The sequence below is a fragment of the Nostoc sp. genome, assembly GCF_036917375.1.
Classification (GTDB): Bacteria; Cyanobacteriota; Cyanobacteriia; order Cyanobacteriales; family Nostocaceae; genus Nostoc.
This window is the reverse complement of the sequence record NZ_JBALDN010000115.1, coordinates 23,037-47,768: the sequence shown is the minus strand read 5'-3', so window position 1 is coordinate 47,768 and position 24,732 is coordinate 23,037. Positions and strand designations below refer to the sequence as shown.

Genomic DNA, 24,732 nt, shown 5'->3' with positions numbered 1-24,732 from the left:
TATGCCGCAATATTTCGGAAAACTACCCACCACAAACCAACCTTGGACAACTGTTAGCAATGTAAAAGCTGTAAGCTGGGAAAATAATATTGTTAATTTTGACTGTGGCGACTCACGCCTTACCATCAGCATACTTACTCCGAATTTAATCCGCGTGCGTTTCGCACAAACTGGAGAATTTATGCCTCGTCGCTCTTGGGCAGTGACGTTGGATGATTCAGAATGGTCAATAACACCTTTTGCAGTGCGGGAAACTGAAGCAACGGTCGAAATTGAAACAGAATATATTCGTGTGTGCGTTCAGCGGGAAAAATGTCGCATCACCTGTTTTGACAAAGCTAATCGTCCCTTTGCTCAAGATGCAGAGATGGGGATAGGTTGGCGGATGGGCGCAGTTGCCGGGTGGAAGGAAATTGCAGCCGACGAACATTTCTATGGCTTTGGCGAACGTACAGGCTTTCTGGATAAACTCAGCGAAGTAAAAACTAACTGGACAACGGATGCCTTAGATTATGATTCACTGACTGATGAAATGTACCAGGCAATTCCATTTTTTATGGCTTTGCGTCCGCAGGTAAGCTATGGCATCTTTTTCAACACCACTTTTTGGAGTCAGTTCGATATCGGTGCTGAACAACCAGGTATTTGGAAGATGGAAACTCGTGGCGGTGAATTGGATTATTACATTATCTACGGCCCTGAACCAGCCCAAATCCTGGAGACTTACACTCAGCTAACTGGAAGAATGCCATTACCGCCGAAATGGGCGCTAGGTTATCATCAATGCCGTTGGAGTTACGAATCAGAAACCGTTGTGCGGGAACTAGCAAAGGAATTTCGTCAACGCCGGATTCCCTGCGATGTGATTCACTTAGATATTGATTATATGCGGGGCTATCGAGTGTTTACTTGGAGTCCTCAACGTTTCCCCAATGCGGCAAAACTGATTAGTGATTTAGCAGAGGATGGTTTCAAAACAGTCACAATTATCGATCCTGGTGTGAAGTATGAACCAGAAGGTAATTATCATGTTTTTGACCAAGGCATAGAAAACGACTATTTCGTGCGTAAAGCTGATGGTACGTTGTTCCACGGCTACGTCTGGCCTGAGAAAGCTGTTTTTCCTGATTTTTTACGTCCTGATGTGAGTAACTGGTGGGCTGATTTACACAAAAGCCTAACTGATATTGGTGTAGCAGGAATTTGGAATGATATGAATGAACCTGCCATAAACGATCGCCCTTTCGGCGATGATGGGGAAAAGATTTGGTTTCCTCTAGATGCGCCGCAGGGGGGAAGGGGAGCAGCACTTCGGCTACGCTCAGTGACCGAGGAGCAGGGGAGCAGAGGAGCAGGGGAGAATTTATCTACGTCTAATCATACGGAAGTGCATAATTTGTATGGGTTGATGATGGCTAAAGCTTGCTATGAAGGGTTGCAACGGCATCGAAGTTCAGAGCGATCATTTGTGTTAACGCGATCGGGTTATGCTGGTGTGCAACGCTGGTCTTCTGTGTGGATGGGGGATAACCAATCGTTGTGGGAGCATTTAGAAATGTCTCTGCCGATGCTTTGTAATATGGGACTTTCGGGTGTGGGGTTTGTGGGTTGCGATATTGGCGGATTTGCTGGTAACGCCACTGCTGAATTATTCGCTCGGTGGATGCAGGTAGGAATGCTTTACCCATTGATGCGCGGTCACTCGGCAATGTCTACTGCTCGTCATGAACCTTGGGTATTTGGCGATCGCGTTGAAAATATCTGCCGAGAATACATTAATCTACGTTACCAATTACTTCCCTACATTTATAGTCTTTTCTGGGAAGCGGCAACAACGGGCGCACCGATTTTAAGACCACTATTATACCACTTCCCCAACGATCCGAAAACCTATAGCCTCTACGATCAAGTATTACTAGGTGCATCGCTGATGGCTGCACCAATTTACCGCCCTGGAGTTGAGCATCGAGCTGTCTACTTACCCGCTGGCACTTGGTATGATTGGTGGAGTGGCGATCGCTATGAAGGCCCGATTCACATTCTTGCTCATGCACCATTAGAAAGAATGCCACTGTATGTCCGTAGCGGTGCGATCGTTCCTATGCAACCTGTTAGCCAATACGTTGATGAATCGCCACTCGACCAGATTCGGTTACGAATATGGGCTGGTAACAACGAATATCAGTTATTTGAAGATGATGGACAGACAAGCAAGTATCAAGATAATAACCACTCAATAACAAACATCCGTGTATTTACTCAGGCAAGCCAAACAGTAGTCGAAATTGCAGCAAGAGTTGGAAAGTGGACACCTCCAACACGCGAAGTGATTGTAGAACTTGTTGGTGTTGGAGAGCAACGGTTTCAAGATGACGGTAAGCCACATAGCCTACAATTCTGAAATACTGGTAAAGGTGGTTTTTGAGCCACCATTATTTCCTACTTTAAATTATGCAAGAAAAAATATGCATAGAGGTAGATGAAAAACTAGCTAAAGTGTAACCTACAATACAAAGAACATCAATGATTAGCTCGTAAGAAATACGTAAGTTTACCACGCTAGATAGATGCGGTTAGAGAACACTCAATGTTAAATGTTAACCGCTTGCGACTGCAAGATAGATTTAAAATCTCTACAAATGCACTTGTGGCAAGAGTCGCAAGTGCGATCGCTGTTTTTGTTGGTAGCTTGGTATTAGTTGGCTGGTGTCTTGGCATTGAAGTTCTTAAGCGCGGCTTCCCTGGTAGTCCTGCCACGATGAAAGTCAACACGGCGTTATGTTTTGTGTTGAGTGGTATGTCACTGTGGCTATTTTTCAAAGAAGAGCAGGGGAGCAGCACTTCTCTACGAGAAGCTGCGCCAACGGCTACGCTCAGTGACCGGAGAGCAGGGGGAAACAATTCAAAATTCAAAATTCAAAATTCAAAATTATTTACCCATTTCCCTACTCTTCTAATCTCTCAGGTCTGTGCAATAGCTGTCACAACAATTGCAGCGCTCACCCTTGGTCAATATCTGTTCGGCTGGAATCTCGGTATTGACGAACTGGTGTTTCGTGATTTGCAAACTAGTATGGCGACATCGCATCCGGGGCGAATGGGGGTGAATACAGCACTGAACTTTATCCTGGTCAGTGTTGCCCTACAGATTCAGATTCATCTAAAAAGCCACCGCAGTTATTGGTATGCCCAAATTATTGCTCTGATTGCTACTTTAATTTCCTTTCAGGCGCTGATGGGCTATGCCTACCAAGTGAAAGTTCTCTACGGACTCGCCCCTTATACAACATCAATGGCGTTACACACAGCGGTGTTGTTCCTCTTACTAAGTATAGGTATTCTGTGGGCGCGGGCAGAACATGGCTTAATGAGGGTAGTTACAAGTGATAGTTACGGCGGCTTACTTGCACGTCGTTTACTAGTTGCCGCGATCGCAGTACCTTTTATATTGGGATGGATAATTGTTGAAGGTCAACGGGCAGGACAATACGATCCGGCATTTGCAGTATCGGTGTTTGCGATCGTTGTGATTGTAATTTTTACTATTTTGATTTGGCAAAGTGCCAGGGTTATTGAACGCCTCAGTTATCAACGCGACCTTGCCCAAGAAGCACTGAGAACCTACGAAGCTAAACTAGGGAGTTTTGTAGATGCTAACGTCATCGGTATTCTCTTTAGCGATGTGTATGGCGGTATCCAGCAGGCAAACGACGAATTCTTGAGGATGATTGGTTATGCGCGGGAGGATTTGGTAGCTGGTAAGTTAAGTTGGCGTAATATCACACCACCAGAGTATTTATACTTGGACGAGCAAGGTATCGCTGAAGCACAAGGAAATACCAACGCTGCTTGTACGCCCTACGAGAAAGAATTTATTCGCAAGGATGGTAGCCGTATCCCGGTTTTAGTTGGTTACGTGCTGCTAGGAGAAAACCGCGAAGAGTCAGTAGCCTTTATCCTCGATTTGAGCGAACGCAAACAAGCAGAAGCAGAACAACAAAAATTAGCATTGCTGGTAGAAAATAGCTCTGACTTTATCGGCATTGCCACCCTTGAAGGTCAATTACTCTACATAAATGATGCAGGTCAAAAGTTGGTAGGGTTTGCCAACCTTAATGAAGTGAGGCAAAAAGCAGTATTAGATTACTTCATGCCCAAAGACAAAGCCTATTTTCAAAAATATATACTGCCGACTGTACTATCAGAAGGGCGCTGGCAGGGAGAATTCTGCTTCCGGCATCTCCAAACAGGTCAGCCGATACCAGTTGATTACAACGTCTTCACTGTTATAGATAACAAAACAGGTCAGCCAATTGCCTTAGCAACTGTGACTCGCGACATCAGCGAGCAAAAGCAGACCCAGGAACAAATCTTACAGCTAAACAGGGATCTACAGCGCCGCATTACTGAATTACAAACTTTGTTGGAGGTAATTCCGATTGGAATAGGCATTGCCGAAGATCCAAAATGCCAAAATATTAAGGTCAACCCTGCTTTTGCCAAGCAGTTGGGGATATCGTCAAATACAAATGCTTCCCTTACCGTTCCCTTGGACGAAAAACCGACAAGCTTTAAAATCTACCGCCAGGAAAGGGAACTTTCAACAGAAGAACTCCCAATGCAGTATTCTGCTGCTCATGGTGTCGAGGTTCTCAATTGTGAACTCGATGTCGTCCATGAAAATGGCAAAATCGTCAACTTGTTGGAGTACGTTGCACCCCTGTTTGACGAAGAGGGTAAAACCAGAGGAAGCGTTGGTGCATTTTTAGATATTACGGAGCGCAAACAGGCAGAAGAAGTACTCCTAAATCAGCAAAAATGGCTAGAAGATGTGTTAAATCTGATGCCAAGACCGTTGCTGTTTATTGAACCAGGAACGGCGCGGGTAACTTTTGCCAATCGCTCTGCTGACGAATTAGCTGGGGGCGAATTTCCCAAAGGTATACCCGCCGAAGATTATCACAGAGTTTACTACTATACAGATGCCGCTGGCGATCGCATCCCCAATGAACTGATGCCAGGAGTGCGGGTTGCCCGTGGCGAACGCCTGAATGGATTGGAGGTAGACTGGCATACTCCGGCTGGTGTGCGCTCTCTACTAGTATTTGCCGATACCTTGCCAGCAATGCACGGTCATCCGGCTACTTGTATCTTAGTGTTCCAAGAAATCAGCAACCTCAAGGATGCACAAAAAGCCCTCTCATTAAGTTACAAAAGGCTAAAGCTACTATTTGACACAGCCAACGATTTACTATCGAGTCAGCAACCAGTAGTACTAATAGATAGCGTCTACCAAAAACTAAGAGACCAAATTGGTTTAGATATTTACTTTAACTATTTGGTTAAGGATAACTCTCAGGTAATGCGGCTAGAGTCTTACAGTGGCATTTCCCAGGAGATAGCAAACCAAATCGAGTCCTTGGAATTTGCTGAAGCAGTTTGTGGGACTGTCGCCCAGGAGCGTTGTGCAATTGCTCTAGAGAATGTGCAGCAATCAATTGACCCGAAAACAGAATTGATTCGTTCTTTAGATATTACTGCTTATTATGCATATCCCTTAATTGCCCAAGGACGGTTGTTGGGTACTCTTTCTTTTGGCAGCCGCACTCGGTTAAGCTTCACCGACAATCAAAAAGGGATGATGCAAGCAGTATGCGACCAAATAGCGATCGCAATGGAACGGGCTAGTTTAATTGCTTCTTTACAACAACAAACTGAGCAGTTACAAGAAGCCAACCGGATGAAGGATGAGTTTCTAGGAATATTATCCCACGAATTGCGATCGCCCCTCAATGCCATCCTTGGCTGGGCGCAATTACTGCAACGAAGCAAGCTCAGTGATACCCAAATGGCTAGAGCAACGGAGACAATTGAGCGCAATGCCAAGGCGCAAACCCAGCTAATTGAAGACTTACTGGATATATCGCGGATGGTTAGAGGCAAGTTACACCTCGATGTCCGTACTTGTAATTTGGTTCCCATCATTGAGTCAGCCATTAAGACTGTTAGTTTAGCCGCCCAATCCAAGGAAATCGATTTGAGATTTTCCCTAATTTCCTCAAAAGTAATGCCAAATTCCGATTGGGAATTAGGAGTTAATCACGAAAATCTCGAATTTCCAGCAGCACAATTCCAAACCAATCAACATTCAGAGGACAGCAAGCCGAGTGAAAATTCTCAATATTTAGTTTCCGGCGATTTCGAACGCTTGCAACAAATCATCTGGAATCTGCTATCCAATGCCATCAAATTTACACCCGTTGGCGGAAGAGTAGAGTTGCGATTGTCAGTGGTTAGTGGACAAGAAAAACAACAGACAACGGATAAATATGCCCAAATTCAAGTGATTGATACAGGCATTGGTATCAGTCCTGATTTTCTTCCTTATGTTTTCGATCGCTTTCGTCAAGCTGATAGTTCTAGCACTAGAATCTATGGTGGATTAGGACTAGGATTAGCGATCGTCCGTCATTTAGTAGAATTACATGGCGGTACTGTCCGCGCAGATAGCCCAGGTAAAGAACAAGGAGCGACGTTTACCGTCAAACTACCACTTCTGAAGAATGCCCACCTCGGCTCTTTTGCCCCTCTGCCTCCGCCCCCCTCTGTTTAGTCAGCGACATCAGTAGACTTCTTGGCATTTGTCGGGAAAAGGGGAAGGGTTAAAGGGAAAAGGTTCTGTATTGTCCCCTTCCCCTTTAACCTTTACCCTTTTCCCCAAGAATGCAAAAAGCACAAATGCCAAGAGGTCTATTGTAGAGACGGCGATTCATCGCGTCTCTTGCCTTAACCGAACAGTATTAGGACGGACTTAGAAATGGGGCATTGGGGAATATGAATTAAATTTTCCCCTATGTTTTACGAGCTTTTTTTCTAATCTCAAAATTTTTTATATGTAGCAGTCCTAAATCATTTGTGAAAATTATATATCTCTTTCTTCCCTTTGCATCCTTCTCTAGGAGACACTACGCATTAACATAGTGTCTCCTAGAGAAAGCGGTTCGTTGCCTTATTTATATTTTTCATAAATCAAATAGGACTGCGATAATGTCCGAATAATTAGTATGATTGCCATAGTACTTAGCCACTTACATACTACGTGCTTGGATTTAAGTAGCCCTTCTACTTAACGAGATTCAGGAGGTTGAGGTTGTTGCAGGCGTAAGAGCGTATTGTAAACCTGCCTTTTTAAGATAGTATTATTTTGTAGTTCTATAGTAATTTTGTTGAACTGTTCAAATTTTAAACCATTATCTTCGACAATTTTTTGAGCGTGGTTACAGTAGTTGACTGCAATATCTTGAGCCTTCTTTGGAAGACCATTTATGCTATTAGAATCGTTGCAGACAATCTGGGGAATCTCTCCATTACCAATAAGTTTTTTAATTTCTTCAAAAGCATTTTGACGGGCTGGCTCCATTGCTAGCACGGCTTGAGCGTAACTGTCGATTTCAGTATTATTAACTATTGGTGCTGGAGTTTGAGCGTTAGCTTTAGAACTTAATGAAAAACCGTTAGAAATAAGACTCACAGTAGCGATCGCACCGAAAAATAACGATCGCGACAGGGTTCGCTTTCGGCTAGTTCGGAAAAATAAATCAGAAATTTTCTTCATATAGTGTATGACACGAAACTACATCAGGGATATTATAAGAACTTTGAATTATTTTCAGAGTTGGAAGTTCCAGGAACTACTCAATAGTTCGAGCTTTTATATTTGATTGTCAATTTCCTCGGCATACTTGACAAAGTTCGATGACTTTAGTCTGGAGTGTTGACAATTCTGATGCTCCTTGTTTAAGGCTAACCTCTAATTCCAGCAGTAGGGGTAAGCAAAAGATTAACTGTTGCACAGAAAGCAGCTTAATTTCTTGCTGTAAGAAGTAAATTCGTTTAGGATTACCGATGTCAGCGGCAATAGCGATCGCTTGTTGATTCCGTTCCCCACTTTCTATCATAATCTTCACCCACAGCCAGGTGCGAAATTGTCCAATCAGTGTTGCAACTATCCGTAACCCCGGCTCGGAAGCATTGTTCAAATCTGCCAGTGTTGTCAAAGCTTTAGCTGTATCTCCTGTTCTGATTGCTGCTGCTAATTGTAAGCTATTTTGAGTAGTATTTCTTACTAACTTCGTAACAGTATCTGTGTCTAAAGGCCGATTGCTATCTTGGACATATAGCCGTAATTTCTCTAACTCATTGTAAAGAAGCCGTGTATCATTCCCTACCGCTTCTGCCAATAAATGGGCAGTATTGGCAGTCAGTTTCACGCCCACTATCTGAGCTGCTTGATTAACAGATTGCACCAGTAATTCTGTTTTCCAAGGTGGGATGAGAGGAAATTCTCGGAATTCGGTAGCAAACTGTTTTAACAATTTCGTGGATTTGAGGCGTTCATCTGGCTTATTGCGGCTGGTGAGCAATAAAAATGAGTTTTCGGGAATGACTCTTAGCGATCGCCCTAATTCTGCTAACACATTCTCTGGACAGTGCTGACATAGAGTAGTGTTTATCAGCCATACCAAGCGCCCACCAGCGCCAAAAGTAGGCGTCATCACCTGATTTAACGCCTGGATAGCAGCATCAGCCCGATCTGGGGAGAATGCAGTGTAATTAAAACTTGTCCATTGGGGATCTAGGACGCGATCGCGCAAAAGTGCGATCGTCTTTTCCATCGCAAAATCATCTTCACCCCAGTAAACATAGATTGGCATAGATAAACCTCTTAGTAGATGGAGAATGGGGCATTAGGAGTGCTGAGTGCTGAGTGCTGAGTTAAGAGTTAGGAGTTAAGAGTTTTGTTTACCCCCCTTATCCCCTTGTCCCCTTGTTCCCTTGTCCCCCTGTCTCCCTCATCTCCTCCCAAAAATTAAATACTTTTGAAATCATTCTCTTAATCAAGGTAATTTTCCCTAAAATCTATCAAGTGAGAGCGTGAGGCTATGAAGATTGGACGACAACTATCAAACTTACTTAAATCGGTTAGCAAGACTGACGCTGCCAGAAGCCTACAGATCCCAAGCCCAGCATATTCAGGAATCTTCTAAATTTCAGCTAAATTCTGGGTTGAGACAAGCGGCATCCTTTCCTGGCTATACGCTAATTACCCCGCCAGCAGAAGAAGAATCACACAACTCTGCTTTCTATGCCAAATTACAAACTTATCAACAGGAACTTTTGCAGTTGCCTGTAAACCGTAATTTGATTGTACCTGTACCTCCTGCTAGCTTCCATCTGACTTTAGCGGATTTGATTTGGGACAATGCTTACCTTGATGCCTACGAAAAAAATTCTAAATTTGACGAGGAGTTACACTCTTGTTTAGCTGAAATATTTCAAAAATATCAACAATTGATGACAAACAGGAGTCATCCAATTAAATGGCAAATGCTGGGACTAATACTGATGCCAAGAGCTGTAGCCATTTGTTTAGTCCCCCAAGATGAACGCTGTTACGAGGAAATTATTCAATTTCGCCGAACAATTTATCAAAATCCCAAGTTAATTGCCTTGGGTATTGAGCAGCATTATCACTTCACAGCCCATGTTACATTAGCCTATTTTGGGGAGGTTCCATCTGACTTAGATCGCACAAACTTCAGCACTATGCTTTCTCAATTGAATGAAGAATGGCTGTTGAATTTGCCGGAATTTTTGATCGATCGTGTTGAATTACGAAAGTTTGACAACATGACACACTATTATCGTGAACCAGACTGGCCGATTTTAGATTTTTAAGTAATTAGTTAGTAGTCAGTAGTTTGCACTTACTGACTACTCCTTCTTAATTAGCTTAAAATTTCGGTTGTTGATAACCGAGGTAAATTGCTTCTAAAAATACATCAGGCGTAACAGCTTCTGGCAATTTTTCTAAATTAATAATAGCTTTAACTTGCTCGGCTAGCTTTAGAGATAGTGATGCTCTTGCCTTTAACGACATTGCACCACGCCGCAGTAAATACTCACGAATAACAGCAAAATCATCTGGCATCAATTGCGATAAATCAGCAATTTCGATTAACTGTTCATGAAGTCCTTTTGCTTGTTCTGAAATTGTCAATCTTGCAGATGCAGTCGGTGTTTGGGCTTGAATGACAATTGTGCCAGCAGCCAAATCACCTAAGCGCTTTTCGCGGCTACCCAACATAATTAAAAAAGCGCCAATAAATAAAGTTTCATCAAAGGGTCGCAGTAAAGCACGTAGCGTTGCCTGTTGTAACCCGATGAGTCTACCATCATCTCGAACTACACGAATTTTAGCAAACCGTTTACCAGGAGTTTCCCCAAACCATAAGGTTTCAAAAAATACAAAATAGCCGATGTAAATTGCAAAGGCGATAATGAAGAAAATTGCTAACAACCAAATATCTAAACTTATTAAATTTTTAAAATAATATTCAACAAAATTTAACAGCTGTGTTGAGAAGACACTCCAAGTAAGGACAAACAGAAGCAAAGTTACACCCAACACTGTATAGTCAATCAGGAGTGCCAAAGCTCGATTACCGATTCCCGCTAGAGTGAATTCCAACTCTACACTTTCTGGAGTCTGGAATGTGATGCGATTAAAAAAGCGCATATTTTAACTAATTCAAAATTAATAGAGTTGGATTAAGATGTTGAGTTAACGAAAATCTTGCGAGGGAGGTTCTCGTAATTGCAAACCTAGACCTTCACGCCGACTACGCAAGTCCAAGTATAAAACAGCTTTTAGTGCTTGCCAAAATGGCATGACTAAAACTCCACCGATCAAGCTTCCAATTACAGAAATAAGATTAACAATCGAGTAAATAGCAGTACCAGGCTCAAGCCTGATTAGGAATAAGCTAGGTATATAGTTTAATACAAACACCAACGGCAATGTAACGATAAAACCAACTAAAACAATGCCTTGAATGCGAAATACTGAGGCTTTAGTTAACTCCCAACTTCTGGCAAGACTTTCGCCACCATTGATATTTTCCTCAACTGCTAAGGGCACTTCAGCTACTATCCAACGGGAGTAGAACCAGGTTAGTCCTAACAGCACAAGAACTACCGTTACAATTCCTCCTATAATTATGGCTGTAATACCTGTACTAACGCCAAATATCCCTCCTAATACTCCTCCGATCAACGCACCTAGCACACCGCCCACGATCGCTAATCCAATATAAATTATCAGTAAAGATATACCTACTTGGAAAGCAACTCTTAAAAATGACCAAAGACGTGGATTAATATGGCTTCTGGCAGTTTGAACACCTTCAGGCTGGTAAATCAATTCTCCAAAAGCCAAGCGTGAAATTAGTCCAGAAATGGCTGCATATTTTGCCCAACCATACACAGGAACTAGAACCCACAAGTGTGCGATCGCAGCTAGATTAAGATAAGTCTTCAAATGAGAACGATACAACTTTACCGCAGCACTGACAACGTTACCAATACTCAGTGGTTGTATCTGACCGGAAGATCCAAAGTTTTCAGACATAATGCTAAATTTGCCTTGAAATTACGGAGATGAATTTGAGGCTATCTTAAGCTAAGTTAAACTCAGTGTTCCCAAAATTCATGAATATTCAACGTTGGATTGCGCGACGAGAACCGAATTGGCAGCGTTTGGATGCCCTGTTAAGGCAGATAGAAAAAAAAGGGTTAAAGTCCTTACGGGCAGCAGAAATTAGAGAGTTAGCGAGTTTGTATCGTTCTGTAGCAGCAGATTTGGCACGTGCCCGCACTCAGCAAATCGGCAATACTTTAATCCAAAGTTTACAATCTTTAACAACTCGTGCTTACACGCAGATTTACCAAGGTTCGCGGCGACAAGAATGGCAGGCAATCCTAGAATTTTATCGTTGGGGATTACCATCTGTAGTCCAGAAAACATTTGTATATATTGCTGCGGCAACGGCGCTGTTTCTATTAGGCGCACTAGTGGCTTGGTGGTATTCCTGGCAAAACCCCAGTTTTATGCCTTTGATTGTACCTGAAAGCTTGATTACCAAAGTGCGAGATGAGCATAAATTATGGATGGGTTCAATTGTCGGCGTTGAACCTCTGGCATCCAGCGGGATCGCAATCAATAATTTGTCGGTGTCTTTTGGCGCTGTCGCCGGTGGGATGACAGGTGGAGCATACACAGCCTATTTGATGGTATTTAATGGTTTATTAATTGGCGCTGTTAGTACTTTAGTCGGTCAAAATAATCTGGCTTATCCTTTTTGGGCCTTTGTATTTCCGCATGGTTCCTTAGAATTACCGGCGATCTTTTTTGCTGGGGGTGCGGGATTTTTATTAGCAAGAGCAATTTTATTTCCTGGTAAATATCGCCGTGGAGATGCACTGAAATTCTATGGATATCAAGCGGTGCAGCTAGTATTTGGAATTGTACCCATGTTAATTATTGCTGGTGCGATCGAAGGCTTTTTCTCCCCTAATCCTAATGTACCCGATGCAATTAAATATTTGGCAGGAATAGGATTATTTATACTTTTGGTAATGTATTGTAGCCGCAAGAAAGCATGAAATATTTAGATGGCAGCTAATTGCTAAATTTAAAAAATATTTTAGAATAAGGTAAATACTAACTATGTAAAACAATCATCATAAGTTGAAATTAGGATGATCATGGTACAAACATCAAATAAAATATTGACCCTAGAAGAGTTTCTCGCCCTACCAGAAACTAAACCTTATTGCGAATACATCGACGGTCAAATTATTCCAAAACCTATGCCTCAAGGAAAACATAGCACTATTCAAGGAGAACTCTGTCCGACAATCAATTCTGTTATCAAAGTCCAAAAAATGGGTTGGGCTTTTCCAGAATTACGTTGCACTTTTGCAGGACGCTCTATAGTTCCCGATGTCGCTGTATTCTCTTGGGCAAGGCTTCCTGTAGACGAAAATGGTGATATTGCCAATACATTTACTCTAGCACCCGACTGGATAATCGAAATTCTCTCCCCCGAACAAAGCCATACAAAAGTTACAAAAAAAATCTTACACGCTCTCAATCACGGAACTCAAATGGGTTGGTTAATTGACCCTGATGAGCGATTCATTGCTGCTTATCCTGTGGGACAACAACCTTTACCTTTTGAGGAAATTGAGTCTGTTTTACCGATGCCAGAGTTCTGTCAGGGGTTACAGTTGACAGTAGGTGATATTTTTGGGTGGTTAAAGGTGATTGTGTAATAAATATTTCGTTCGAGCTAACTTACTATTTTGTCACTGAAAATATGCCAAAACGCATCATCACCGAACTATCTGATGAACAAGAGGCAATGCTTCCTATCTATAGAGATAAGTGGCGATCGATACAAATATCAACTAAATCAATTGAGCAAGAACAAGTCGCAGCAATAATCAAAGCTGCTTATGCGGTGAGTGATTATCCTGAACCTGAGATATTATTCTATAGCAGTCCGATGACGGCAATTAAGAAGATTCTTACTATTGAGAACTTTAAGGTATATCTAGGGCGCGATATCCACATCAAATTCCTTAAAAGAGTAGTAGATCACCTTCTACATGGAATAATGCAACAACTTGACGAGCATCTCTTTATCAGATTGCGGAACCAAGTTCAACACCCTGAATATCCGTACTACTCAACTCATAGTCATCCACTAGTTTCATACTTTCCATATACAGGGAGATGTCTTGAACATCAACTAATTACCGATCTCGACAAGCTTGAACTTGAATTTACTGATATTTCATACTTTACAAATAACCTGACTAGACCAGCAGAACGGGCAATTTTGGGTTGTATGTTAGATTTTTGTATCTCAGTTCTTAACATTCAACACGACAAGAAAAAATGGAATGTAGTTCAAGAGTTGATGCAACATTGTGGTTTTATATTCCAATTTGAAAAGGTTTGTATAGTCTGCGATCGCCCTTGTAAGTTGTCTTTTGACGAAGACAATATACTTCATGCTGAAGGGGAACCTGCTTTTCAATTTGCTGATGGCTATAGTGTTTATGCTTACCACGGAAGACATCCTTCTCAAGAAGAGCGATATTATCAGGGGCAAGATCCTGAGTCTGTTTAGATTTGCAATTTCAGGGACTCACCGATAAACATCTGTGTTTATCTCTTTTTTACTGAAGTGAAAATTTTTAAATTGCATGATTTACTAAATTTTAATTATTTAAATCAAAATTTTTATTAATTTTTAATCAAATAATTTAGTCAATCAAAATAAATAATATAAAATCCTTAAACTTAATATTTAAACATATCTTAATTTATTACTTATCAATTGTTAAATAAGATTTAACCATAAAAAATGTAGCCTACTTAAGACTGGAATAACAGCAGTAAAATATTCCTTTAATCAGAGGTAATATGATTTTTTCGACCGCCATATTGAATCGTGTTGTTGCTACTTCAATGGTGACAACTTCTGTTGCACTTAGTCCATTTTTTGGTGCGATCGCACAAGCTGAAACTCTCAATGGTGCAGGAGCAACTTTTCCGGCTCCGCTTTACGAACGCTATGCTCGTGAAGTGAAGAAAAAATATCCAGACTTAAAAATTAATTACCAAGCAATTGGTAGTGGTGGCGGTATTCGTCAAGTCATCGCTGGAACCGTTGACTTTGGTGGTAGTGATGCTGCAATGAAAGATGATGAAATTGCTAAAGTCAAGAATGGTGCAATCTTAGTACCTACAGCAGGCGGTGCTGTTTCTGTTGTTTACAATCTTCCAGGCGTTAACGATCTTAAATTATCCCGCGCTACACTACCAGCAATTTATTCAGGTCAAATTACCAAATGGAATGACGCGAAAATTAAAGCTGATAATCCAGGTGCTAATCTACCAAATCAAACAATTAAATTTGCTGTTCGTGCTGATGGTAGCGGTACAACTTTCATTTTTACGAATCACTTGAGTGCCATCAGCGGTTATTTTAAAGGCAGAGTTGGAACTAACACTGCTCCAAAATGGAATCTGCCAAATGTCCTTAAAGGCAAAGGCAATCCAGGCGTAGCTGCTATAGTAGCTCGTACTCCTGGTTCTATTGGTTATGTTGAATATAGCTACGCTGTCCAAAATAAGCTGAAATCAGCATTGGTACAAAATAAGAACGGAGAATTTGTTGCTCCTTCTTTAGAATCTGCAAATGCAGCTTTATCAACTGTCACGTTTCCAGACAACTACCGCGTTTTTATAGGAGATCCAGGACAAGGTTATCCCATTGTCGGTCTTACTTGGATGATGGTTTACAAACAGTATGCTAATGCTGCTAAAGCTGATGCAATTAAGAAATGGATTAATTGGGTATTGAAAGACGGCCAACAGTATAACGACGATCTTAATTACACCAAAATTCCATCTGATGTAGCAAATCGAGTGCTTCAGACAGTGAATAGCTCTATCAAGCCTTAATTTGTAATTTTTAGAAATTACGCAAAAGAGATTCCCCAATTCCCTTAAAAAGGGAAGAGTGCTTTGAATATATCCCCCTTTTAAGAGGTTTAGGGGGATTATTTTATTACTTCCTCTAATAGACTGAGTTAATAACTCGCTCTACCAGTCATAAAAAATCTATTTTACTGATTTGTAATGGCAAATTTATCAGATGATTCAAATCTAGGCGATGAAAATTTCAATCTAACCGCTACCAGCGGCACAAATTTTTGGTTTGACCAAGGTTTTACACGGCTAGTATACTTTTTTGCTGTGATTACCGTTGCAGTACTATTTTTGATGAGTTGGGTAATTTTACACGAAGCTCTACCAGCCATTAAGCAGTTTGGAATGGGGTTTTTGTGGGGACAAGATTGGGATACAGGTAATCAAATTTTTGGTGCATTACCCTATATTTATGGAACTTTGGTCAGTAGTGCGATCGCTATTTTATTTGCTGTCCCAGTGGGAATTGCAGTAGCCTTAGTCACAAGTGAAAATTTCTTACCTTCATCGCTGCGAATCACCCTAGCATTTGTTGTTGAATTAATTGCTGCAATTCCCAGTGTCATTATTGGTTTATGGGCGATTTTTGTCTTTATTCCAGTTCTAGAACCTTTACAAAAGTGGTTAGCTAGTACTTTTAAATGGATACCACTGTTTAATACAGAAGATCCTTCTGGGACTAATATGTTGACTGCTGGAATTATCCTCGCCATCATGATTTTGCCCACAATGGCAGCAATTAGTCGTGATGTCTTAATGGCTATCCCTAAAGAATTACGTACTGCATCTATGGCTTTGGGTGGCACTCGTTGGGAAACCATTTTTCGAGTCTTGCTACCATCTGGATTTTCTGGAATAGTAAGTGCAGCAATGCTTGCTTTAGGACGTGCTTTGGGTGAAACAATGGCCGTCACTATGGTGATTGGTAACTCTGCTCAAATTAGCGCTTCTTTACTCGATCCAGCTTATACAATTCCCTCTGTATTAGCTAATGAATTTGCTGAAGCTGAACCGGGTTTGCATATAGGTGCTTTAAGCTATTTAGCATTGATTTTGTTTGGGTTGACTTTAGCTGTAAATATTGGCGCTGTCATCTTGGTAAAGTGGGTTGGCAGGAAAAATTAAAAACACTATATCGCTTTGAAATCTCTATAAATATCTCAGTGTAAAAAGACAATTATCAATCAAACTTTGTCAAACTTATGAGTGGTTACATTCAGTCAGAAAAAGATGAGTCTTTGGCGGCAGAATTATGCAGTCCTCTGCCAAGAAAGCGAGTAATATTTACCTATACAATGAGTGCGATCGCTTTTGGTCTTACAGGTCTAGTACTCATTCCTTTATTATCAATTTTGTGGGAAATTTTTATCCGAGGAATATCTGGACTGAAATCAGAAATGTTTGTCAAAGCAGTTATTGATAATGGCTTTGGCAATGCCATCTTGGGAACCATAATCATGGTGGCAATTGGTGCTATTTTCAGCATTCCCACAGGTATCATGACAGGAATTTTCTTAGCAGAATTTGGTCAAACTAACCCAGTTGCTAGTATCGTTCGTTTTGTTACTAGTATTCTGACAGGCGTGCCTTCAATTGTTGTCGGCGTGTTTGCTTATGGTGTGATAGTTTTGGTAACTAAAGGATTTAGTGCGATCGCAGGTGGTTTTGCTTTAGCCGTGATTATGCTACCTGTAATTATACTGACAACAGAAGAATCCTTAAAACTGATTCCCACATCTCAACGCCTTGCCTCCGCTGCTTTAGGTGGAACTCGCTTCCAAACTACTTTTCGCATTGTTGTAACTACTGCAATCCCCGGAATTACTACAGGTATTTTATTAGCTGTAGCTCGTGCGGCTGGTGAAACAGCACCCTTAATTTTTACTGCTTTATTTAGTTTAGATTGGTCAGAAGGATTGTTAAGTCCTACAGCTTCTTTACCAGTATTGATTTTTAACCTTTATAACGACCCCGATCCACAAAAAAGTCAATTGGTATGGACTACTTCTATAGTTCTACTCAGCTTAATTTTATCTGTCAGTATTCTCTCTCGCTTAGTTATTAGGCAGAGAAAAAGAAATTGAAGCATATTCATACTGAATTCTGAATCCTTACTCCTGAATTCTGTTTTTATAAATTTTTATTTCGCACTTTGGGCAAGCATGAGTAACCTAATTCCAGCTATCAAAGTTAAAAACATCAGTTTTTACTACGGGACAACAAAAGCTATTGAAAAGGTGTCGATAGATATTTATCAGAACCAAGTAACCGCAATTATTGGTCCTAGTGGTTGTGGAAAATCTACCTTCATCAAAATTCTTAATCGCATTAGCGAATTAGAAGGGCCTGTCAAAGTTGAAGGAGATGTAGAATTTTTTGGTCAGAATATTTACGATCGTCGTGTCAACATCAATCGGTTACGCCGCCAAATTGGTATGGTGTTTCAAAAACCGAATCCTTTTGGGATAAGCATTTACGAAAATGTTGCCTACGGGATGAGAATAGCAGGTAGGCATTCAAAATTAGAATTAGATGAAATTGTCGAATCTGCACTTCACAGCGCTGCTCTTTGGGATGAAGTCAAAGATAAGCTCGATAAATCAGCTTTAGGGCTTTCTGGTGGTCAGCAACAAAGATTATGTATTGCCCGTGCTTTAGCAGTCAAGCCGAAAGTTCTGCTGATGGATGAACCTTGCTCGGCTCTTGACCCCATTGCCACCATGAAAGTTGAGGAACTACTCCACAGTTTACAGTCTGAGTTGACAATTGCGATCGTTACTCATAATATGCAGCAAGCCGCTCGCGTTTCTGATTTTACGGCTTTCTTTAGCACCGATGAAAGTCGGATTGGTCAAATGGTTGAATTTGGCGCTACAGAGCAAATCTTTAACAACCCACTCGATCCTCGCACCCGCGACTACATTTCAGGGCGTTTCGGTTAAGATACTTTCAAGCGTGACTTATTAATTTTGTCGATCTAGCTTGCAGTAAAAGATACTCATAAAATGTAATTTAAAAAATTTACTAATTTATCTTTATAAAAAAATAACTCCTCACTATCCATGAAGATATATGATATTCATGTCTTGATTTCTACATAGATATTTTAAATCGAACTAAACCTAATCCTTTTTCATAAGCAAGGATGGTATATAGGTCAAGGTGCAAAAGATGGGTATAAAAAGTCTGTAAACGATAAACTTTAGAACACAATCTTGATACAAATATTTAATAACACTTTATTTGCTGTATAGGTACGTAATTTCCATGAATATCTCATTTTGGCAGTAACATAGTGAAACAGCATTGCTGATTTGTACTATTTTACTTAATCAAGTTTTGTTTCACACGTTTTAGGAATATGAGTAAACTAATTCCAGCCATCAGAGTCAAAAACTTCAGCTTCTCTTACGACACTCAAAAGATAGTTGAAGGCGTGTCAATGGATATTTACCAAAACCAAGTCACGGCAATTATTGGTTCTAGTGGTTGTGGGAAGTCTACTTTTCTTAAATCGTTAAATCGCATGAGTGAATTAGAGGCAGAAGTAAGAGTTGAAGGAAGAGTAGAATTTTTTGGGCAGAGTATTTATGAGCGTCGCGTTAACATCAATCGCTTACGTCGCCAAGTTAGCATGGTTTTTCCCAAACCAAATCTATTTCCCATGAGCGTTTACGATAATGTTGCTTATGGGGTGAAGTTAATTGGATGGCATCCGAAAGTAGAATTAGATGGAATTGTTGAATCTGCCATCAAAGCTGCCGAACTTTGGGATGAAGTGAAAAATAAGCTGCATAAATCTGCTTTAGAGCTTTCTGGTGGTCAACAGCAAAGATTATGTATTGCTCGTGCTTTAGCGGTCAAGCCGAATGTTCTTTTGATGGATGAGCCTTGTTCAGGTCTCGATCCTATGGGTAGTATGAAAATCGAGAATTTGATCCATAACTTGCGTTCTGAGTTGACAATTGTGATTGTTACTCACAATATGCAGCAAGTTACTCGCCTATCTGATTTTACGGCTTTCTTTCATAGTAATGAAAATCGTATTACTCAAATGGTTGAATTTGGTACTACCAATAAAATCTTTACTAACCCTGTCGATTCTCGCACCCGCGACTATGTTTTCGCTCGCGTCGGTTGAAGCGTTTCTTAAATTCTAGCTATTCAGAGGGTTAATACATAGTGCAAGCGGAAATGAGGGATTAGATTGAATTTCCGCTTGCTTTCAATTTTTCTAGGGTTAGGCAATGCAATCTGATATTGACAGTATGTTTTTATACTATATATTTAAAGACAAGTATTTGCTCTAGACCACCTAAATCATAAAATGAAATGTCCCCGGTGCGAATCTACTTCATATCGTAAAAATGGTCGTCGGAATGACAAGCAGAATTACCTCTGCAAAAATTGTGGTAAACAATTCCTAGAACCTGCATTCTCTCGTTCCTTAGAAACTGACTTACTTGCTAACAGTAACGGACATACTAAAGTATCTACAGCCGAAACGACGGAACTTTCTTTAGTAAAAAACCTACCCGAAGAAAAAATCACAGAGAAAAGCCTTAACTCTTTTAGTTTGACATTAGCTGAACAACTGCTGCAAACGATATTATCGCCTAGTTGGTTAGAATCTGCTGCTTTCAGCCAATTTATCCAAAAAATTCAACAAAAAGCTGAAATAAAAGATCAATTAGAAACAGGGATATCGCTTCTACTTTTGGATGCAGAGAACTTAAAACTAGATATTAATTCGGAATTATTTTTAGCTAGTATCTGCAAGTACCCCCTCCAGTTTAAAATGGCATTTGCCAACTGGAAAAATCCAAGTATTGGAAAGCAAGATATTGAACTATATAACCGTGGCTATCAACTTGTCCATGTACCAGAGGGTAAGGATAGTGCTGATGCAAAAATGATCGCTTTCGGTGCTTGTATTGTACGTTTTTATTCAACAGTTAAAGAAATATTAGTCTGTTCTAGCGATGGAATTTTAATTCACCTTTGCAATGAACTCCAAAACCAAGGATTAATTGTCTCTTGGGTACGTAGACAAGGGCAAACTTTGCATATAGAAAACCGGAATACTGGCAAATTAACTCATTATTCTTTAGCAATGGCAACAGAAGTTCCATCTTTGGAAAAAGTGGTTGAGCAAATTCAAGATTTAATTAAAAATGAACAAGACTCAATTAATACTCGATTACACAGGTTAACAACTATTGCAAGTCTATTTCAAGAAAGATCCAATATTACTAATAAATCTCATCCCAAGCAAACAGAAATGGAGGAAATTCTCCCTATTATAGATAATTTATCTGTACAATCTATTCTAGAAGAAGATTTTGTGGAAATTACTAATGAAAAAACATTAGATAAATTACTCTTAAAAATCATTCAAGATATACAAATTAAGTCTCCCCAAACTAAATTATCTGTATCTAAACTAGGCTCAGAGTTACGTAAAATAACCGGAGAATCTCCTAATTCAATTATTAAAAAATTAAAGTTAGGTTCCACTTTTACCAAGTATTTAGAATTATCTTCCACATTTACATTAAAAATGAATGGCAAGGAATATGAAGTAATGCCGCTACTCTCCCAATAGATACTTTTTAAATGTTTACGCACAACCTGAGCCTGTAATTCTGTATTATGTAAAAACATGTAAATAAATGTAAATAATACAATGCAGGATAAAGTTGTTGTTATTGTCGGTGCTACTGGTGGTATTGGTTCAGCTTTAACGCAAAAACTTGCGCCTACTGGAGTCCGGTTGGTACTAGCTGCGAGAGATACAGTTCGTTTAACCACATTGGCTGCTGATTTACCAGGACAAGTTTTGACTGTTCCCACCGATATTACTGACCCCCAACAGGTAGATACTTTGATAGAAAAGACCATTGCTGAGTTTGGTCAAATTGATATTTTAGTGAATGCAGCTGGTGCTGGTATACTCAAGTCCTACAACAGCCTGGAACCCGCTGATTTAGACAAGATGTTAGATGTCAACTTAAAAGGTAGCTTTTACACCACTCAAGCGGCTGCGGAAGAAATGCAAAAGCGCAAGTCTGGTCACATTTGTAATGTAGTAGGAATTCTGGGTAAGCATTCGATGGGGATGGCAGCGGCTTATTCGGCTTCTAAGTTTGGTGTTGTCGGTTTTAGCAAGTGCATGGCAGAGGAACTCAAGCGTTTTGGTATCAAGTTCACGCTATTCTACTTTGGTGGGGTAGATTCTCCTTTTTGGGATAACGTCAACCTAAAAGTAGATCGAAAAAAAATGCTTAGTCCTGAAACTGCTGCCAATGCGATTTTCTTTGCTCTTTCTGCCGAACCGCAAGCTGTACCAATGGAAATTAATATTCAACCTGACAGTCATCTGTTCTTTTAAAGGGGGAGTACGTGTACATAATTATTGCTTAGGAAGGACGTGAAAATCTAGCAAAAAAGGCAAAATTTACAGATATATAAACTGTTATGCTTGATTTTCAATACCTATGAAAATTGATCGCGTTCATTTCTATGTAGAAGACGCCAAAGTGTGGCGAGATTGGTTTGTACGCCATCTTGGTTTTCAAGCAGTAACCGATCATCGCATCAGTTCATTTCATACTTGTACAGAAGTGGTGAAAAATGGTAGTGTCTGCTTTTTTCTATCTTCACCCCTGTTGCCTACAAGTCCAGTAGCTGAATTTCTGCGTCAATATCCACCTGGTGTGGCAGATGTCGCTTTTGCTGTCGAAGATGTCGAAGGCGCGATCGCACTAGCTCAAAAACACGGTGCTACAATCCTAAAACCTATTCAGGAACGCCAAATAGGTACGGCATCCCTCAAGTGTGGCAAAATTGCCGCTTGGGGTGGACTGACTCATACATTGATAGAAAGGTCATCGGTTTTTGAGAAAGGACAAATGACTAATGACAACACTTTTACCGCCATAGATCACGTAGTGCTAAACGTAGCAGTTGGTGAATTGGATCGTGCTGTGGCTTGGTACGAAAAAATTCTAGATTTTCAACCCCAGCAGGCATTTAAAATTAAAACCAATCACTCTGCTTTACACAGCCAGGTGATGGTTTCGCGCAACGGTAGCGTCCAATTGCCAATTAATGAACCTGCTTCCAAGAATTCTCAAATTCAGGAATTCCTAGATGTCAATCGGGGGCCAGGAATTCAACATATTGCCTTGCGGACGACTAATCTTGTGAATGCGATCGCTAAATTTCGTGCCAGTGGTTTATCCTTACTCTCGGTTCCGCAAACCTACTACTCGCAGCTAAAACAGCGACCAGGAATCACGCTATCACCTCTAGAACTAGAAGCGATCGCTAAACAGGAAATACTGGTGGACTGGCAAGAAGATACTCTCGTAGAAGGAGGAAATACCGCACCCTTATTACTACAAATTTTCACCCAGCCAATATTTGAACAGCCGACATTTTTCTTTGAGTTTATTGAACGCCGTTTCCAAGCTCAAGGTTTTGGCGAAGGTAACTTTCGCGCCTTATTTGAAGCCATTGAAAGCGAACAAATTAAACGCGGTACTTTGCAATGAGGTCATTGTCGATACTTTCTTAAAAAGAGTTTACAAAAAAACCTTTAGCTAGACTTGATACCCTCAAAAAATAGCTATACATCTGAGATAAACTTAATAAAAATTAACTTTTACCGCCGATGCTAAGACTTATTACTGACTTCGACGGCCCAATTATTGATGTTTCTGAACGGTACTACCGCGTTTATCAATTTTGCTTAGATAAAACCCGTCGCCCAAACCAAGTAGTGCAAGAACTTCCGAAAGCGGAATTTTGGCAGTTAAAGCGATCGCGTGTTCCCGAAAAACAAATCGCCTTAAATTCCGGGTTAGACGAAGCTCAAGCCCAAGAATTTGCCCAACTGCGACGACAAACTGTGCATACAGAACCCTACTTTGACTATGACACCCTCGCGCCTGGTGCTGTGGATGCACTGTTAAAAATACAACAAGCTGGAATTGATTTGGCAGTTATGACCATGCGCCGAGTTCGAGAACTAGATTATGCCTTTAAAAAACATGATTTAGGCCAATTTTTCCCAGAAAATCGTTGTTATTGTCTGAGTAACGACTACGTTAAAACTCGCGATATTGAAGATAAGCCCTTGTTAATGGCTAGGGCATTAAAAGAACTCCCTCCGGCTGCTGATACCTGGATGGTAGGCGATACGGAAGCCGACATCACCGCAGCTAAAAATTATGGGGTTAAGGTGATGGCTGTAGAATCCGGGATTCGCGATCGCACCCAACTAGAACTTTACCACCCCGACTTAATTGTTCAGGATTTTAGCGCTGCTGTAGATTTAGTTCTAAAAGCTAAACACCTTGTCTAAAAGGCTCTGTACGTGCAACATATTCAATTAATCAACATTCGAGCTGCAAATTAAAATAGGAGTCAGAATAGCTATTCTGACTCCTGACTTTTTTATCTTAGAAGAACACACATAAACCATGTCTTCTTTATAGAAACCTGCTTACGGCAGTGGTTTAACGTAGAAAACTACTAACTAACCACAACAATATAAACGTCACTACAGTAGAGAACTGATTCGTTTCCAGAGTGATAAATGATATTTGTGGTAAGAGCCAACTAGCAACTAGTCCCCCAACGATTAGGCCAATTATTAAACTGACCAGGGTGAACAAAACTGCTCGGCCAAATTTGCCTTCCTTGCGATTAAGAAAGTAAATACTAGTGCCTACGCCAACCACCAATGCTAACTGCAAAACCTGATCGCCTCCCTCTGGATAGAACAGGCTAATAGAACTCAAACCGAGAAACCAAGCTCCTGGTAAGAGTATATCCGCAGGCGTTGGCTGATCCAGCATCCGTTGCAGCCATGCGGGTGACTGCTCGCGAGGGGTTGGACTTTCTTTAGGAGGCGATTGCACTCGCAACTCTGGAAACCGTATCCGCTCAGGGACTTTGATTTTACCTTCCTGGCGCATCCGTAAGCGATCCATTAAAATCGCATCGTAAGCCGCCTCAATCACTTCTAAATGCTTGGCGTCGCCATTATGTTGCTCGAATAGGCGATTACGAGCATCCTGAATTTCATCGAAGCTAGCCTCTTCTGATACCCCAAGTTTTTCGTAGGGATTTTGATCGCTCATGGGAGTTTGTTACTTCAGCCTCAATCAGCGGCAGTCTTTTATCGAAAAAAAACAGCTTTAGGTTTTATTTTGATCGAAACTAAAGTCTCGATCTATTTATATGCCCTACCAGGATAGTAGCACGGGTTAGTTTGATCGACTTTGTAATTTCAACTATAGTCACTTTAACATATCGCT

20 protein-coding genes are annotated in these 24,732 nt (G+C 40.7%); 15 read left to right on the top strand and 5 right to left on the bottom strand.

What is annotated here, in order from left to right; all coding sequences use genetic code 11:
- Position 1: 1 nt before the first annotated feature.
- Together V7K45_RS31420 and V7K45_RS31415 are read left to right on the top strand one after the other, a co-directional pair.
- Positions 2 to 2,401, top strand: coding sequence for a glycoside hydrolase family 31 protein (locus tag V7K45_RS31420; protein ID WP_335009673.1), 2,400 nt, complete (start codon positions 2 to 4; stop codon positions 2,399 to 2,401).
- A 186-nt stretch (positions 2,402 to 2,587) separates the two neighbouring features.
- Positions 2,588 to 6,613, top strand: a complete 4,026-nt coding sequence (locus tag V7K45_RS31415; protein WP_335009671.1) for a PAS domain S-box protein — start codon at positions 2,588 to 2,590, stop codon at positions 6,611 to 6,613.
- A 513-nt stretch (positions 6,614 to 7,126) separates the two neighbouring features.
- Here V7K45_RS31415 and V7K45_RS31410 read toward each other — a convergent pair.
- Together V7K45_RS31410 and holA are read right to left on the bottom strand one after the other, a co-directional pair.
- The gene (locus V7K45_RS31410; protein ID WP_335009669.1) at positions 7,127 to 7,615 is read right to left on the bottom strand and encodes a DUF4168 domain-containing protein; all 489 of its coding nucleotides are present in this window, start codon (positions 7,613 to 7,615) and stop codon (positions 7,127 to 7,129) included.
- A 109-nt stretch (positions 7,616 to 7,724) separates the two neighbouring features.
- Positions 7,725 to 8,714 carry a DNA polymerase III subunit delta gene (gene holA, locus V7K45_RS31405; RefSeq protein ID WP_335009668.1) on the bottom strand — a complete coding sequence of 330 codons (990 nt, stop codon included), beginning with the start codon at positions 8,712 to 8,714 and terminating at the stop codon, positions 7,725 to 7,727.
- A 235-nt stretch (positions 8,715 to 8,949) separates the two neighbouring features.
- Between holA and V7K45_RS31400 the strand changes: the two genes are divergently transcribed.
- Positions 8,950 to 9,738: a DUF1868 domain-containing protein gene (locus V7K45_RS31400; protein WP_335009666.1), complete on the top strand. Its 789-nt coding sequence runs from the start codon at positions 8,950 to 8,952 to the stop codon at positions 9,736 to 9,738.
- Positions 9,739 to 9,793: 55 nt separating this feature from the next.
- On the opposite strand, the gene V7K45_RS31395 is transcribed toward V7K45_RS31400, so the two are convergent.
- The gene (locus V7K45_RS31395; RefSeq protein ID WP_335009664.1) at positions 9,794 to 10,579 is read right to left on the bottom strand and encodes an RDD family protein; all 786 of its coding nucleotides are present in this window, start codon (positions 10,577 to 10,579) and stop codon (positions 9,794 to 9,796) included.
- Between the two features lie 45 nt (positions 10,580 to 10,624).
- Positions 10,625 to 11,470: a hypothetical protein gene (locus tag V7K45_RS31390; RefSeq protein ID WP_335009662.1), complete on the bottom strand. Its 846-nt coding sequence runs from the start codon at positions 11,468 to 11,470 to the stop codon at positions 10,625 to 10,627.
- 80 nt (positions 11,471 to 11,550) lie between these two features.
- Between V7K45_RS31390 and V7K45_RS31385 the strand changes: the two genes are divergently transcribed.
- The 12 genes from V7K45_RS31385 to V7K45_RS31330 all read left to right on the top strand — a co-directional run bounded on the left by V7K45_RS31385 (position 11,551) and on the right by V7K45_RS31330 (position 23,774).
- Positions 11,551 to 12,504, top strand: a complete 954-nt coding sequence (locus V7K45_RS31385; RefSeq protein ID WP_335009660.1) for a stage II sporulation protein M — start codon at positions 11,551 to 11,553, stop codon at positions 12,502 to 12,504.
- A gap of 102 nt (positions 12,505 to 12,606) precedes the next feature.
- Complete coding sequence (locus V7K45_RS31380; protein ID WP_335009658.1) at positions 12,607 to 13,176, top strand: Uma2 family endonuclease; 570 nt, start codon at positions 12,607 to 12,609, stop codon at positions 13,174 to 13,176.
- A 44-nt stretch (positions 13,177 to 13,220) separates the two neighbouring features.
- Positions 13,221 to 14,039: a DUF6745 domain-containing protein gene (locus tag V7K45_RS31375; RefSeq protein ID WP_335009656.1), complete on the top strand. Its 819-nt coding sequence runs from the start codon at positions 13,221 to 13,223 to the stop codon at positions 14,037 to 14,039.
- Positions 14,040 to 14,335: 296 nt separating this feature from the next.
- Positions 14,336 to 15,379 carry a phosphate ABC transporter substrate-binding protein PstS gene (gene pstS / locus V7K45_RS31370; RefSeq protein WP_335009654.1) on the top strand — a complete coding sequence of 348 codons (1,044 nt, stop codon included), beginning with the start codon at positions 14,336 to 14,338 and terminating at the stop codon, positions 15,377 to 15,379.
- Between the two features lie 177 nt (positions 15,380 to 15,556).
- Positions 15,557 to 16,531: a phosphate ABC transporter permease subunit PstC gene (gene pstC / locus V7K45_RS31365; RefSeq protein ID WP_335009652.1), complete on the top strand. Its 975-nt coding sequence runs from the start codon at positions 15,557 to 15,559 to the stop codon at positions 16,529 to 16,531.
- A 77-nt stretch (positions 16,532 to 16,608) separates the two neighbouring features.
- On the top strand, positions 16,609 to 17,490 hold the full coding sequence (pstA, locus tag V7K45_RS31360) for a phosphate ABC transporter permease PstA (protein ID WP_335009650.1): 882 nt from the start codon (positions 16,609 to 16,611) through the stop codon (positions 17,488 to 17,490).
- Positions 17,491 to 17,568: 78 nt separating this feature from the next.
- A complete protein-coding gene (gene pstB / locus V7K45_RS31355) occupies positions 17,569 to 18,348 on the top strand; it encodes a phosphate ABC transporter ATP-binding protein PstB (RefSeq protein WP_322669961.1) in 780 nt (259 codons plus the stop codon).
- Positions 18,349 to 18,767: 419 nt separating this feature from the next.
- On the top strand, positions 18,768 to 19,547 hold the full coding sequence (locus V7K45_RS31350; RefSeq protein WP_335009647.1) for a phosphate ABC transporter ATP-binding protein: 780 nt from the start codon (positions 18,768 to 18,770) through the stop codon (positions 19,545 to 19,547).
- Positions 19,548 to 19,733: 186 nt separating this feature from the next.
- Positions 19,734 to 21,011, top strand: coding sequence for an IS1/IS1595 family N-terminal zinc-binding domain-containing protein (locus V7K45_RS31345; protein WP_335009645.1), 1,278 nt, complete (start codon positions 19,734 to 19,736; stop codon positions 21,009 to 21,011).
- 81 nt (positions 21,012 to 21,092) lie between these two features.
- Entirely contained in the window at positions 21,093 to 21,797 is a 705-nt protein-coding gene (locus tag V7K45_RS31340) for an SDR family oxidoreductase (protein WP_335009643.1), read from the top strand.
- A gap of 106 nt (positions 21,798 to 21,903) precedes the next feature.
- Positions 21,904 to 22,962 (top strand): 4-hydroxyphenylpyruvate dioxygenase, encoded by a 1,059-nt coding sequence (hppD, locus tag V7K45_RS31335; RefSeq protein WP_335009641.1) that lies wholly within the window; start codon positions 21,904 to 21,906, stop codon positions 22,960 to 22,962.
- Between the two features lie 119 nt (positions 22,963 to 23,081).
- Positions 23,082 to 23,774, top strand: a complete 693-nt coding sequence (locus V7K45_RS31330) for an HAD family hydrolase (protein WP_335009639.1) — start codon at positions 23,082 to 23,084, stop codon at positions 23,772 to 23,774.
- 154 nt (positions 23,775 to 23,928) lie between these two features.
- Here the strand turns inward: V7K45_RS31330 and V7K45_RS31325 are convergent, their stop codons facing one another.
- Entirely contained in the window at positions 23,929 to 24,555 is a 627-nt protein-coding gene (locus V7K45_RS31325) for a CPP1-like family protein (protein WP_335009637.1), read from the bottom strand.
- Positions 24,556 to 24,732 lie beyond the last annotated feature (177 nt).